Source organism: Pseudomonas sp. FG43, from assembly GCF_057809175.1.
Map to the genome: position 1 here is coordinate 272,914 of NZ_JBMDJL010000001.1, position 13,171 is coordinate 286,084.

Sequence of the window (13,171 nt, forward strand, 5' to 3'; positions counted from 1 at the left end):
CTTCCTCTCGGGAAGAAAAACTGAAATACTCAATACCCGTAAATGCTTCCAGTATCTTTATCTTTTCAAGAGCATTTTGCTGAGCAAGCTGTGTAGCAGTAGGCTCTCGAGAAGGGGGAGGTGTATTATTCCCACCATTATCACTGGCTATAAAAATGGACGAGGGCTTTTCCCACGAGTAACTGAATTTTACCTGATAAAAACCGGTCCCCAGGTCCTCGACTCGCTCATCAAAGGAATCCATGGTGCTCGTCCCAGCCCATGCCCCCAGCAAACGATCTACCAACGCCAACTGCGCTTGACGAGTAGTAGCGGATGAATACTCAGACAAAGCCTGCTTTAAAGAACTGCTGAGCATGCTGGCTTCACGAAGATCACGCACAGTGCCTGAGCCCTGCATATCGGCCAGTTTTCTTGCCTCTTCATCCAACGCTATCTTGTCGGGAAACTCTCTATAAAACGTATTTTGGGCGAAATCAATGGTACCTACGATACCTTGGGTTTCCACTCCTGTCTGGGCATCGATACGCGTATAAGAGCCCAGATTGGATATGATATTTCCGTTATTGGCAGAGCCGTGTACTGCACCTGTCACATTGATTGACGTAACGCCCAGAGCTGCCAACGTCTTTAATTCATTCGACTGGGAAATACCATCCTGATTATGATCTTGCCAGACCTTGACCGAAGCAAAAGCGGCATCCTGCTGATCAAAGATGCCGTCTTCGTTATCATCAAGATCCGCAATAGCTTCAAACCCGTTTGAAGCGGTTTTACCATTCCTCAATACAGTATTAACACCAAACAATTCAGAACCATTGTCTATGGTGCCATTTTTATTTTTGTCGAGTACCAGCAGTGCATCATCCGCGCTGACCCAACCCGTTCCAAGCTTATGCCCATCTCCATCGTGGTCAAAAACGATTCCTTTATCTCGCGAAACTGTCTCGACACCATCGCCATCAAGATCCAACACCAAAGGATCGATATATGAATATGCGTCAGAGAAGTACTTCTGAACGGTGTCATAGATAAATCCACCCAGTGACCTGCCAAATTCATCTAAGCCAAGGTCGTCCCACATCCATTCAAAAACAGAGGCGATAGGCTCATCCAAACCCGAATACTTCATCAGGCCCGCAACGTTTTGAAGCAAGGCTTCTGTCAGATTCCCCATGTACTCGCTGAAGGTATCCCCTCCTATTTGCACATAGTCACCATCAAGCCCCAAGGGTGGAGGAAGCATATCTCCAATAGTCCCAGCCCAGTTCCAGCGCTGAAGATTCAGATCTGAAACAGCAGATTGCACATCAGCATCAATAATATCCTGTAACGGTGGAATACCATTTTGCCCAATGACATCATTAAGAACATTATTCGCCAGCGCATCAGATGCAATTTGAAAATCGGCATCCGATAAAGACCTGCCATCGGCAGCGGCGGCAAAACGTACCGATCCACGAACCATGTCACTGTAAAAACTACCATCATTCTGATTGATGGACTGAGCAGCAGAAAGCCAGTTTGATATTTTCCCCAGCTCAACCGCATTTTGCCCACCGGGATCGGATGCCACCTGCTGATCTACAATAGTTTTAAGATAGGCATACGCACCGGGATAATTACCCTGAGCTTGCAAACTACCTAACGTGGAGACTTGGCCTGGATTAAGATTTACAATACTCATGACGTCCCTCTCAGTGAATGCCCATAGATTCAAGTAATTTCAACAGCTTTTCATTCAGCGACTCAAAATCATCGCGAGCAATATCGAACTGATACAAAAGCTCAATACCCCCTTTCAAAATTCGATTGCCTTCATAGGTACTCAGGCCGCGAGTCACGTATACAACTTCACCGCTCTTATCGATAAATGTATAAACCACACGGCCGCGAACCTCGTATTTCGAGCGTCCCTCGTTGATTGAAACAGGCTCAAAACCGCGCAAACCAATTTGCGAGCGCGCAACCGGTATCTCGACACGACGAATACGTACAATGACCTGATTACTCCTAGCCTTCCCAGGAGCAACGATACTCATGTCCTCGGTATTAACGCCAAACGTCACAACACCCGAAGAAGTAGACTTCAATATGTCACACGTCGCCGAGGAAACACTAAACTCCATTCGAGCAACGTCACAGCGACCATCATAGGATTGAGAGGTCTCTGGAAACGAAAATACGACCAATAAGAAACAACAGTAAAACAGCAATAAAGAACTCTTCAAACTGCTCATCCTTGCTATTGGCCACATAAAACTTTCTTCTACCGCTCCCTCAAACTTTCCTGTGCATGCTGCTGCAACGGACTCAGGAAATACTCAATCACCCGCCGCTTGTTCGTCTTCACTTCCGCCGTCACCGCCATACCCGGCGACAACTTGATATCTGTCCCATTGATATTCAGCGTGTCGCTGTTGAGGCGGATCTTGCTGCTGTAGATCAAGCCGCGTTTTTCGTCTTCGATGGCGTCACTGGAGACGCTGATGACTTCGCCTTCGATGGTGCCGTACTTGGTGAAGGTGAAGGTTTCGACTTTGACGGTGACGGGCTGGCCGGCGCGGACGAAGCCGACGTCCTTGTTTTCCAGCATGGCTTCCACTTCCACGGGCTGGCCATCGGGGACGAGGATCATCAGGGGTTGTGCGGGGGTGACGACGCCGCCGACGGTGTGGACGTTCAGTTGCTGAACGGTGCCGTCCACCGGGGCTTCGAGGGTGGTGAGGTCTTCCTGATAGCGGGCTTTGGTGAGGTCCTGGCTGAAGGCCGCGATTTTCTGGTCGGCCTGTTGCAGCAGGTCGAGCATGGCGCGGCGGGTCTGGGCCACGACGCCTTCGCGGCGGCGTTCGGCTTCCTGGCGGGCGGCGGTGGATTGCAGCACGCTGGCTTGCTGGACGCTGAGCTGGCGTTCGAGGTCGAGACGGGCCTGCTCCTTTTCCAGGTAGGCATGGCGTGCGATGTATTGTTTTTGCAGGAGGCTTTCGTAATCGTTGGCCAGTTTGGTGGCGATGGGCAGGGTTTTCTGCAAGCTCGCGACCTGGATACGAGCGGCCTGGATATCGGCCTGGCGTTGCTGGATCTCGGCTTCGACCAAGTCCAGGCTGCTGCGGTATTCCTGGTATTGGCCTTGCAGCCAGCGCTCGGCGGCCAGCACGTGTTCGGGGTCGGCTTCGGGGATGGTGCCCGTCAGGTCCCGAGGCGGTTTGCGCTGGTTGATGGAGTCGAGCATGGCGGCAGCACGGGCGCTGTCGATGCGGGCTGCCAACAGGTCGCTGCGTACGCGGCCGACATCGGCATCGGCGGCGGTGGAGTCCAGCTCCAGCAGCAACTGGCCAGCCTTGACCGATTGCCCGTCACGCACATGAATCGCCTTGACTACCGCCGTCTCACTGGACTGGATGGTTTTGGTCTTGCCGCTGGGGATGACCTTGCCGCTGGCGGTGGCCACTACATCGATCCGGCCCAGGCAGGCCCAGAGCAATGCCAGTGTGGCAAAGGCCATGATCGCCCACATGAAGATCCGCGGTGCGGGGTGGCTGGGTTTGTCCTGCAACTCAAGGGCTGCGGGCAGGAATTGCACTTCATGGGCCAGACGCTTGGGCGCATCCATTTCATGACGGCGACGCCAGGACTGGCGCCATACCCGGCGATAACGTTGCAGCAGTCCGTTTGATTCGGCGTTAGACATGACCGCCTCCTTGCTGCAGGCGATGCAGACGTGAGTAATGGCCAGCCTGATGAGTCAGCAATTCGGCGTGGGTACCTTGTTCGACGATCTGTCCGCGATCAACGACCACGATACGGTTGGCATCGCGCACCGCCGACAGCCTGTGAGCGATGATGATCACGGTGCGGCCCTTGCAGATGGCCTGCATGTTCTGCTGGACGATGCGTTCGGACTCATAGTCCAGCGCACTGGTGGCTTCGTCGAAAATCAGGATGCGCGGGTTGCCCATCAAGGCCCGGGCGATGGCGATGCGTTGGCGTTGACCACCCGACAGCGAGGCCCCGTGCTCGCCGACCATGGTGTCGTAGCCTTCCGGCAGTTCCAGGATGAAATCATGGGCACCCGCCAGTCTGGCCATTTGCATGACGGTTTCCAGCGGCGCGCCGGCATCGCTCAGGGCGATGTTTTCGCGGATGCTGCGGTTGAACAGCATGTTGTCCTGCAGCACCACACCGATCTGTCGACGCAGCGAGGACACATCAGCCAGCGCCAGGTCCATGCCGTCCACCAGCACGCGACCACGCTCGGGTACATAAAGCCGCTGCAACAGGCGTGTCAGGGTACTTTTACCCGACCCCGAGCGACCCACTACGCCAATCACCTGGCCCGGCATGATGGTGAGGTTGATGCCGCGCAGGATCTCAGAACCGTCAGGGCGATAGCGGAAATGAACCTGATCGAACTCGATGCGGCCCTTGATGGGCGGCAAGGCGCTGCGAGTGGCCTGGGAAAGTTCGTTACGAGTGTTAAGGATGTCGCCCAAGCGCTGAACGGAGACACCAGTCTGCTGGAAGTTGGTCCACAGTTGCGCCAGACGCATGATCGGCTGGGCCACGCGCCCGGCCAGCATATTGAAGGCAATCAACTGGCCGACCGAAAGCTGGCCGTCGATCACCAATCGGGCGCCGAACCACAAGGTCGCGACGGTTACCAGCTTGCCGATCAGGGAGACGCTTTCGTTGGCAATGGTGGACAGGTTCTGGGTCTTGAAACCGGCAGCGACATAGCCTGCGAGCTGGTTGTCCCACTTGCGGATGGCCTGGGGCTCCACGGCCATGGACTTGAGGGTATCGATGCCGTTGACGGTTTCCACCAGAAACGCCTGGTTCTCGGCGCCGCGAGCAAAGCTGTCATTGAGGCGCTTACGCAGCACCGGGGTAATCAGCACCGACACCAGCACATACAAGGGCAGCGACAGCAAGACGATCAAGGTCAGCCAGCCGCTGTAGTAGAACATCACGGCGATGAAGACCACCGAGAACAGCACATCCAGCAGCAGGGTGATGGCGTTGCCGGTCAGGAAGTTGCGGATGTTTTCCAGCTCACGAACCCGCGCCACGGAATCCCCCACGCGACGCGCCTGAAAGTACGACAGCGGCAAGGTAATCAGGTGACGAAACAGTTTCGAGCCGAGTTCCACATCAATGCGGCTGGCGGTATGGGCGAAGACATAAGTGCGCAAGCCCGACAGCGCCGACTCGAACAGCATGACGCCAGCCAGACCGATGGCAATCACGTCGAGCGTCGTCAGGCCGTGATGCACCAGCACCTTGTCCATCACCACCTGAAAGAACAGCGGCGTGATCAGGGAGAAAATCTGCAGGACGAAGGACACCAGCATCACTTCACCCAGCAACTTGCGATATTTGACGATGGCCGGGATGAACCAGGTGAAATCGAAACGGGAGGACTCGCCCGGTGTGCCGGCTTCCGAGCGGATCAGCACCAACTGGCCGGTCCAGCGTTCCTGCAAGGCCTCGAAGGTAATGACTTCAGGACGCTGGGCGAGAGGGTCATGGATCAGCGCCTTGCCTTGGTCCAGACGCGCGATGATAAAGAAGCCGCCGTTGTTATCCGCCGCGATGGCAGGCAGTGGCGTGCGGTCCAGACGCTCTGTGCTGGTTTTGGCAACCTTGGCCTTGAGGCCTAGCTTGCGGGCGGCCAGCAGCAGGCTTTCCAGGGGCAGATTCTGGTCGGGGCTGCCGAACTCATGGGCGAGTTGATCAGGCGAAGCCGCCACCTGATGAAAGCGGGCAAGCATGACCAGCGAGGCCAGGCCAGTGTCGAGGCGCGGGGCGCTTTCGGGCACCGCAGTGCCCATTCCTGAATCGTTCATAGCGCTTCCCTGCCGACATGCCACTTGGATGGGCAAATCTGATCAAGTTGTTAAACAGTAGCAATAAGCCACTGTGACGAGTATCACACTTTTTGAAACTAATGTATCGACATCGTTACTTTTGAGCTACGCACCCTCAAAAACCTCGCTCAAAGCCCTGGCGGCAGAAAATCCCGGGCCGGGTCATAGTCCTGTTTCAGGTACAAAGCGAGCGCCTTGAGGTCATCGGGGCTGAGGGTGCCAGCCGCCTGTTTAAGCCTGAGATTGTCGAGAATGTAGTCATAGCGGGCATCGTTGTAGTCACGGACTGCCGCGTACAACTGGCGCTGGGCATTGAGCACGTCAGCAATATTGCGCGAGCCGACATCCACACCGACCTGGTTGGCTTCCACGGACTTCTGGCCAGACACAATGCTTTGCCGGCGGGCCGTGATCTGCTCTATCCCGGCGTTGATACCGCGAAAGGCATTGCGCGTGTTCAACACCACTTCGCGGCGGCGGTCTTCCTGTTCGTCCTGGCTCTGATAAAGGCGCTCGGTGGACTCCTTGATCTGGGAGTTGGTCATCCCGCCCGAATAAAGGGGAATGCTGAGCTCAATGCCGATGCTGCTTTGTGCAACCTTGTCGCGATAACCGTTACTGCCAAAATCGGTAGGGTTGCTGTAGCCAAAACTGTCGTTGTCGCCCTTGCGATAGGAGGCCACGGCATCGATGGTCGGCGCATGCCCGGCCTTGCGTTGATTGAGCGTCTGCTCGGCGGCAGTGACCGCATGTTCGCTGGCTTGCAGCTCCAGGTTCTGCCGCACGGCGGTATCCACCCAGGCGCGGGCATCATTAGGAACAGGCGCTTCGACCGGCAGTTGATGGCCCATGCCGGCAATCGAGGTGTAAGTGTGTTTGGTCAGGCGCTCCAGTGCCTCATAGGCATCGTCCACTCTTCGCTGGACCTGCTGACGGTTGGCGCGGGCATTGTCATAGGCAGCCTGAGCGTCATACACGTCGGTGATGCTAGAAGCACCGTCTTCCAGACGACCCTGAGCCTGATCGCGCTGGCGCAACAGTGCAGCCTCTTCAGCCTGGGCAGCGGCAAAACCGTCCAGTTGGCGCAGGGTTTCAAAGTAGGCTTGAGCAGCCGTCAGCACCAGCGTCTGCTCTTGAGCGGAAAGCGTCAGTTCGGCCTGGCTCACGCTCGACTGTGCTGCTTTCAACTGGAACCAGCGATCGATACGGAACAACGGCTGGTTGAGGTTGGCACGAAAGGTCGTGCCGCTGCGCTCGCGATTCAGCGAGGGCTCATCCCGCTCCAGACGGGTTACTTCAGACGTCGCCCCGGCGGTCAGATTCGGAAGCAGTCCTGCCCTCGCCTGCGGAACCGCTTCGCGCTGGGCCTTGTAGGCATGGCGTGCAGCCGACAATTGCGCATCGTTGACTGCTGCGGCCTGATAAACACCTAGCAGATCCGCATGTTGCCCAGACAAATCACGTGATAAAGCCGAGCCGCTGTATGCACAGGCGCAGCACAGGATGACAAGGCCAAGAGAAAATGAGGGATTCATCTACGTTCCATGCAAGAAAGGAATTCCTGAGCGTCATTTAATTGGCTCGCCATGGGTTCGGCGTAAAAAGGAAAAGCTTTAGGTCGTAAAAACGGTATTTTTTAAAGAAGGCATCCATGCCCTCTTCCCTCCACAAAAAACTCTCGAAACACCTCAGTCTTTGTTTTTCACGTTCACATTTGGGCGCTAAGCTTGGGCCATGGATGACTCAGACTATTTACGCCTGCTCACGAGCCAGGCCGAACAAGCCAACTCCTTCCTTTCCAATGCGCGAAAGTGGGAGCGCGAGCGTTGGGTTTGTCAGCGGCTGCTGCAAGGCCTGAATATTTCCCATCGCCACGAAGACTTCCTGCCTGCGGGTCAGGAGCCTCCTGACGTGCTGTTTCGGGATGCCTGCTTCGAGGTGTTCTTTGTTCTGGATGAAGGACGACGCCTCAATGATGAGTGGCGTGAGGAGCTGGAACGACGACGTAGCGCGTTCTCGCTGAGCCAGTTGGTACGACGGGAGGCCAAGCCCAAACGTATTCCGGCGTCAGAGCTACTGCGAAGGCTGGCGCCTACACTGCGCAAGAAAGCCAGTAATTACCGTGAGCGCGGCCTGAATCTGGGCGAGCTGGATATCATCGCTTTTGCCAGCCTCAAACGCGAAGTGCTGGACCTCAACAGCCACTTTCCACCACCGACTGAATACCTGCGCCAGGGCTGGCGCTCGTTGTCGCTGGTAGGCCCGACCTTCGCCCGAGTATTGTTTGCCCATCCAGATGCTCCGGATTTTCTGCGAACCAACCTGGGACGCAGTGTCGTCTTCGATGTTGGAATCAGTTTATGAGCCCCCTGCAAGAACTGCTGGCCGATGTGCCTCAACAAGGCCTGGTGCGCTGGATCGGCGTGCGTCCGCAGTCACGCCTCGACATGATCGAGCTGCAAGCCGTGGAAGCTCGTCGCGAAGCAGGATTGACCGGGGATCACTCGCGTCCCGGCCCCCGTAATGCTCGGCAGGTCACGCTGATTCAGTGGGAACATCTGGCGGTGGTCAGTTCACTGCTGGGTCGCCCTGTGGATAACCCCATCGTGCCGCAGGACCTGCGCCGCAACCTGGTCATCAGCGGCATCAACCTGTTCAGCCTCAAGGGCCGACGCTTCAGGGTCGGTCAGGCGATCCTGGAAACCACCGGCTGGTGCCAGCCCTGCGCCCGGCTTGAGCAACGCCTGGGGCATGGAACCTTCCAGGCTGTACGTGGCCATGGCGGAATTACTGCCCGAGTGATACAAAGTGGAATCATCCGACTGGACGATATGCTGCGAGTAGAACCCTTGGATCTGCCCGCGGTATAACGTACTGACAGCAGGCAACGTCTGCGAGAGGCAAAAATGAGCAGCCGTCTGAACCCGGACGACCAAAGACGTGTCCAACACTACCTCAACGCCCCCCAGCATCAAGTCGAGCGCAGGCCTTTTCGGCCATGGCTGCTCCTTGTTCTGGTGCTTGCCGTGGTCATCGGTCTGGGTCTGTTGAGCCGTTTACTGAGCTATCTGACGCTATGAGCAGCCTGGCGCTCGCGAAGATCGAGCTCTCACCCCCGAATTCCTTAAACCTTCCGAGTAATCCTTATGACTCATCGTATTGTCATCGTTGGCGGCGGCGCTGGCGGTCTGGAACTGGCGACCCGCCTGGGTAAAACCCTGGGCAAGAAAGGCACAGCCAGCGTGACGCTGGTAGACGCCAACCTGACTCACATCTGGAAACCCCTGTTGCACGAGGTTGCCGCCGGCTCGCTCAACTCTTATGAGGATGAGCTGAACTACGTGGCGCAGGCCAAGTGGAACAACTTCCAGTTTCAACTCGGGCGCATGACCGGGCTGGATCGTGAAAGCCGCCAGATTCACCTGGCCGCCACGCTGGACGAGAACGGTGCAGAACTGGTTCCGGCACGCAGCCTGGGTTACGACTCGCTGGTGCTGGCCGTGGGCAGTACCACCAATGATTTCGGCACCAAGGGCGCAGCCGAGCACTGCCTGTTCCTGGACAGTCGCAAACAGGCAGAACGCTTCCACCAGCAACTGCTCAACCACTACCTGCGCGCTCACGCCGGACAAGCCGACAGCGCTCAGGAAATCACCGTGGCCATCGTCGGCGCTGGCGCAACCGGCGTGGAACTGGCCGCCGAACTGCACAACGCCGCCCATGAGCTGGCGTCTTACGGACTGGGCCAGATCAAACCGGAAAACCTGCGAATCACAGTGATCGAAGCCGGCCCACGGGTGCTGCCCGCCTTGCCTGAGCGCATTGGTGCGCCGGTACATAAAACCCTGGAGAAGCTGGGCGTTACGGTTCTGACCAATGCATCAGTCAGCGAAGTGACTGCCGAAGGCCTGATCACGGCCAGCGGCCAGGTCATTCCGGCGGTCTTGAAGGTGTGGGCAGCGGGCATTCGGGCACCGGCTTTCCTGCATGAACTCGACGGGCTGGAAAGCAATCGCATCAACCAGTTGCAAGTGCTGCCGACTCTGCAAACCACGCGAGATGAAAACATCTTTGCCTTTGGCGACTGCGCTGCCTGTCCGCAAAAAGGCACCGACCGCAACGTTCCACCCCGCGCCCAGGCCGCTCATCAACAGGCGTCGTTGCTGGTCAAATCGCTGCGTCTGCGGATCGAGGGCAAGGAACTGCCGGAATACACCTACAAGGATTACGGCTCCCTGATCTCCCTGTCGAGCTTCTCGGCTGTGGGTAACCTGATGGGGAATCTGATGGGCAGCGTGATGCTTGAAGGCTGGCTGGCGCGGATGTTCTATATCTCGTTGTACCGCATGCACCAGATGGCGCTATATGGCACTTTCCGTACCTTGATGTTGATGCTCGGGAGCAAGATTGGTAAAGGGACCGAGCCAAGGATGAAGTTGCACTAAGCGTAAGCTGTAAGCTGTAAGCTGTAAAGTTTAAATAGGCGCCTGGAGGTTCAGGCGCTTATTTCGTACTTTTTCATTTTCGAATACAGTGTCGGGCGACTTATTCCCAACGCCAGAGCGGCTTTGGAGACGTTGAAGTTCATGGCTTGCAGTGCAAGAAAAATGGCTTGTTTTTCGGCATCGTGCATCAAGGGCTGATCAAAGTCAGGGCGTATCGCCTGATGGGAAACAGCAGATTGCCTGACAAGCTCATTGACTTCATTAATATACTCTTCCTCGGACCTGAAGCGCCGGGGAGCATTGACAAGTTTCCGAACCACCCGCTTCAACTGTGAAATGTTTTCTTTCCAGTCCTGTTTTTTCAGAAGTTTGCAAAGACGAGCGGGAATAGCTGATCTTTTACCCTGCGTACTTTCCTCATTCCAGAAAAAGCTCGCATACAGCTCCACATCTTTTGGCCTTTTGCGCAAAGGTGGCAGCTCAAGATTATGACGACTCAATATCCCGAGCAGTTTTGGATGCAGCCTCTGCTCGTGAAGTACCACGTCCATCGCATCGGTTGTGGCCATGACAATCTTGAGCCCGGATGTTTTTCCATATGCTTTCAGGGCTTGAACAAGGTACAACTGTGTTGATACGGGAAGCACATCCACGCCATCAATAAACAAGGTTCGGTTATAGGCATCCTGAAGAATATCGGGATGAAATTCCCACCTGCCGGTTTGATCATCCGCGATGACATACGACAGGACCTTTTCCTTGAAATCCGAAACAGACAACCCAGGGCAGTCGATGACCAGCATGCCTTTTTGGGGACTTTCATCAACACCATGAATCGCTTGTGCAAAGGTGCTCTTTCCGGTGCCCGGCTCCCCAGAGATCAACACGACTTCGCTCAACCCGGCATAGTGCTTCGCAATATCCAGTGCGCTCAGAAAGAGCGTGGACGCTCCCACCAATGTATCGAACCCGATGCCTGACTCCCTCCTCAGACCTGGATCGGGAAGCGTGGGCGCTGTAGAAAACCTTCTGAATATATTTACAACGGAAACAATTCTGCCGTCATCATCTGCAATGGGTATGGCGGTATCCACCAACGGAATCTCGTCTTCACCTCGCAGAATGACAACCTTCTTGTTTACATAACCACGCTTCTGCTTGAAGACATCACCAATGACAGGCTCAAACCCGAGAAGATCGCGAAACTGGCGTTTCGCATCGTCTATCTTGAGAATCTTCTTCCCGGCGTCATTTATGTATTTGAGGAAACCGGACTGATCGAGGACAAGCAAGCCGTCTTCAATCAGCCCGCTCACGGCATCTCGCTCGCGAATGGACTGCCTGAGAAATATTGAAAACTTGTTGAGCAGAATATTTTGCCCAAAGAAGTGAACACCGATGCGGCCGACCACCGACAGGATACTTTCATCGACTGGCGCCCTGCCGTCTTTCTTGATGGAAACGACAAAAAACATATCGACTTGATCAGGCAATATCTTCCAGTACAGTAAATGCGCATGACTCTTGTCTGAGGGCAATACCCCTGAGCGCTCTTTCAGGTCTTGAGGCAGCATACTCGGAATATAAACCAGGCCACGAGACGCAACAACACTACTGTTATGATCGTAAATGGCGAGCGAGAAATTGTACTCGCCAACAACAGGAACCAACACATCCCACACCAGGTTCAACTCATAATCAAAATCACAAGGCTCGCCGTGGTGCGATGCCCTCATTCCATTGATGCCCACTTCATAGCCTGCCATGTAGATTATCGCTCTCTTTCTACCATAAAATCACACCGGCCTGCAGGCCCGCTCAAAATCGGTTAATCCTTTACCGTTCAAGCACTGTGAAGATATGACCACACTCACATAAATGTAAAGTTTTTTTACAACAAATCAAAAACGCCCTCACCCCGATCTCTAAGAATAGAATCTTTTGTTATTTGCAAAGCATTTAAACGACTGATAGTTTACCGACCATATTGTGGAATCTCCATACGCTGAACTTACCCGGCAGTATCAAGGGATATCTCGTTTCCCACCGTGGAGTTATTTCATGCTAGAAGCCAAAGAATTATATAAATTTTTTGGAGATAGAATGGTATTGGACGGCGTCTCCATTTCACTTGAAAAGGGAAAGGTTCTGGCACTTTGCGGTCCCAGTGGCTGTGGAAAAAGTACTTTACTGCGGATCTTGAGCGGACTTGAGCCGTCCACTCGTGGTGCGGTTCTTCTTGGCGATACTCCCATCAACCGTGAAGCCTTGCGCAAGCCTGAAGTGCGTGGCCGTATTGGCTTTGTTTTCCAGCGTCCGGCGCTTTACCCCAATATGCGAGTGATGGAAAACATCACGCTGGCCTTGCGTAAAGTCAGGCAACTGTCTCATCAGGACGCGCAAGAGAAGGCTTATGAAGCCCTTGGCAAAGTTCGCCTTACCGACAAAAGCACGGCCTGGCCCGCTACGTTGTCCGGTGGCCAGGCTCAGCGCGCATCCATAGCCCGCGCGCTGGCGCTTGAGCCGGATGTACTGCTGCTGGATGAGCCCACTTCTGCTCTGGACCCGGAACTTGTCCATGAAGTGCTTGAAGTCATGCGCGGTCTGGCCCGCGGCGGGACAACGATGGCCGTGGCAACCCATGAGCTTGCCTTTGCCCGGGAAGTAGCTCATGAAGTGGCCTTTTTCGACCAGGGCAAAAACCTCGAAACACAACCTGCCGAGGACTTTTTCAGAAGCCCGCAAACGGATCGGGCCGCTCGGTTTATCGAAAGTATCCTACATCGCTAATAACGTATTAATAAAAACTCTCCGCCATACCGTTACAACACACTGACCTCTACCGATAGCGGCCAGTGA

11 protein-coding genes and 1 pseudogene are annotated in these 13,171 nt (G+C 55.2%); 5 read left to right on the forward strand and 7 right to left on the reverse strand.

From position 1 onward, the window contains the following. Window positions 1-520 precede the first annotated feature (520 nt). From ACODS3_RS01215 to ACODS3_RS01240, 6 genes and pseudogenes are all read right to left on the reverse strand, one after another. Window positions 521-1,246, reverse strand: a pseudogene (locus ACODS3_RS01215) (hypothetical protein); the annotation flags it as partial. Between the two features lie 38 nt (window positions 1,247-1,284). Next, window positions 1,285-1,551, reverse strand: a complete 267-nt coding sequence (locus ACODS3_RS01220; protein ID WP_201018752.1) for a hypothetical protein — start codon at window positions 1,549-1,551, stop codon at window positions 1,285-1,287. Window positions 1,552-1,697: 146 nt separating this feature from the next. Then, window positions 1,698-2,042 (reverse strand): hypothetical protein, encoded by a 345-nt coding sequence (locus ACODS3_RS01225; RefSeq protein WP_201018751.1) that lies wholly within the window; start codon window positions 2,040-2,042, stop codon window positions 1,698-1,700. Between the two features lie 227 nt (window positions 2,043-2,269). After that, window positions 2,270-3,691 (reverse strand): HlyD family type I secretion periplasmic adaptor subunit, encoded by a 1,422-nt coding sequence (locus tag ACODS3_RS01230; protein WP_201018750.1) that lies wholly within the window; start codon window positions 3,689-3,691, stop codon window positions 2,270-2,272. Next, window positions 3,684-5,846, reverse strand: a complete 2,163-nt coding sequence (locus ACODS3_RS01235) for a type I secretion system permease/ATPase (protein WP_307726220.1) — start codon at window positions 5,844-5,846, stop codon at window positions 3,684-3,686. The genes ACODS3_RS01230 and ACODS3_RS01235 overlap by 8 nt, the downstream gene beginning before the upstream one ends. Window positions 5,847-5,995: 149 nt before the next feature. Further along, window positions 5,996-7,402, reverse strand: a complete 1,407-nt coding sequence (locus tag ACODS3_RS01240; RefSeq protein WP_201006288.1) for a TolC family outer membrane protein — start codon at window positions 7,400-7,402, stop codon at window positions 5,996-5,998. A gap of 199 nt (window positions 7,403-7,601) precedes the next feature. On the opposite strand from ACODS3_RS01240, the gene ACODS3_RS01245 reads away from it, so the two are divergent. From ACODS3_RS01245 to ACODS3_RS01260, 4 genes are all read left to right on the forward strand, one after another. Continuing rightward, on the forward strand, window positions 7,602-8,231 hold the full coding sequence (locus ACODS3_RS01245; RefSeq protein WP_201006290.1) for a DUF1780 domain-containing protein: 630 nt from the start codon (window positions 7,602-7,604) through the stop codon (window positions 8,229-8,231). After that, window positions 8,228-8,737: an MOSC domain-containing protein gene (locus ACODS3_RS01250; protein WP_201006292.1), complete on the forward strand. Its 510-nt coding sequence runs from the start codon at window positions 8,228-8,230 to the stop codon at window positions 8,735-8,737. The genes ACODS3_RS01245 and ACODS3_RS01250 overlap by 4 nt, the downstream gene beginning before the upstream one ends. A gap of 36 nt (window positions 8,738-8,773) precedes the next feature. Next, on the forward strand, window positions 8,774-8,947 hold the full coding sequence (locus ACODS3_RS01255; protein WP_201006294.1) for a DUF3094 family protein: 174 nt from the start codon (window positions 8,774-8,776) through the stop codon (window positions 8,945-8,947). 66 nt (window positions 8,948-9,013) lie between these two features. After that, window positions 9,014-10,312, forward strand: coding sequence for an NAD(P)/FAD-dependent oxidoreductase (locus ACODS3_RS01260; protein ID WP_201018749.1), 1,299 nt, complete (start codon window positions 9,014-9,016; stop codon window positions 10,310-10,312). 50 nt (window positions 10,313-10,362) lie between these two features. Here the strand turns inward: ACODS3_RS01260 and ACODS3_RS01265 are convergent, their stop codons facing one another. After that, window positions 10,363-12,078 (reverse strand): sigma 54-interacting transcriptional regulator, encoded by a 1,716-nt coding sequence (locus ACODS3_RS01265; protein WP_489032915.1) that lies wholly within the window; start codon window positions 12,076-12,078, stop codon window positions 10,363-10,365. 295 nt (window positions 12,079-12,373) lie between these two features. On the opposite strand from ACODS3_RS01265, the gene ACODS3_RS01270 reads away from it, so the two are divergent. Beyond that, complete coding sequence (locus tag ACODS3_RS01270) at window positions 12,374-13,102, forward strand: amino acid ABC transporter ATP-binding protein (RefSeq protein WP_489032917.1); 729 nt, start codon at window positions 12,374-12,376, stop codon at window positions 13,100-13,102. Window positions 13,103-13,171: the final 69 nt, after the last annotated feature.

Bases quoted from the DNA above. Each gene is read 5' to 3' on its own strand.
- ACODS3_RS01220 (WP_201018752.1), bottom strand. From the start codon at position 1,551: ATGCGGTTGAGCTGGGGAAAATATCAAACTGGCTTTCTGCTGCTCAGT.
- ACODS3_RS01225 (WP_201018751.1), bottom strand. From the start codon at position 2,042: ATGAGTATCGTTGCTCCTGGGAAGGCTAGGAGTAATCAGGTCATTGTA.
- ACODS3_RS01230 (WP_201018750.1), bottom strand. From the start codon at position 3,691: ATGTCTAACGCCGAATCAAACGGACTGCTGCAACGTTATCGCCGGGTA.
- ACODS3_RS01235 (WP_307726220.1), bottom strand. From the start codon at position 5,846: ATGAACGATTCAGGAATGGGCACTGCGGTGCCCGAAAGCGCCCCGCGC.
- ACODS3_RS01240 (WP_201006288.1), bottom strand. From the start codon at position 7,402: ATGAATCCCTCATTTTCTCTTGGCCTTGTCATCCTGTGCTGCGCCTGT.
- ACODS3_RS01245 (WP_201006290.1), top strand. From the start codon at position 7,602: ATGGATGACTCAGACTATTTACGCCTGCTCACGAGCCAGGCCGAACAA.
- ACODS3_RS01250 (WP_201006292.1), top strand. From the start codon at position 8,228: ATGAGCCCCCTGCAAGAACTGCTGGCCGATGTGCCTCAACAAGGCCTG.
- ACODS3_RS01255 (WP_201006294.1), top strand. From the start codon at position 8,774: ATGAGCAGCCGTCTGAACCCGGACGACCAAAGACGTGTCCAACACTAC.
- ACODS3_RS01260 (WP_201018749.1), top strand. From the start codon at position 9,014: ATGACTCATCGTATTGTCATCGTTGGCGGCGGCGCTGGCGGTCTGGAA.
- ACODS3_RS01265 (WP_489032915.1), bottom strand. From the start codon at position 12,078: ATGGCAGGCTATGAAGTGGGCATCAATGGAATGAGGGCATCGCACCAC.
- ACODS3_RS01270 (WP_489032917.1), top strand. From the start codon at position 12,374: ATGCTAGAAGCCAAAGAATTATATAAATTTTTTGGAGATAGAATGGTA.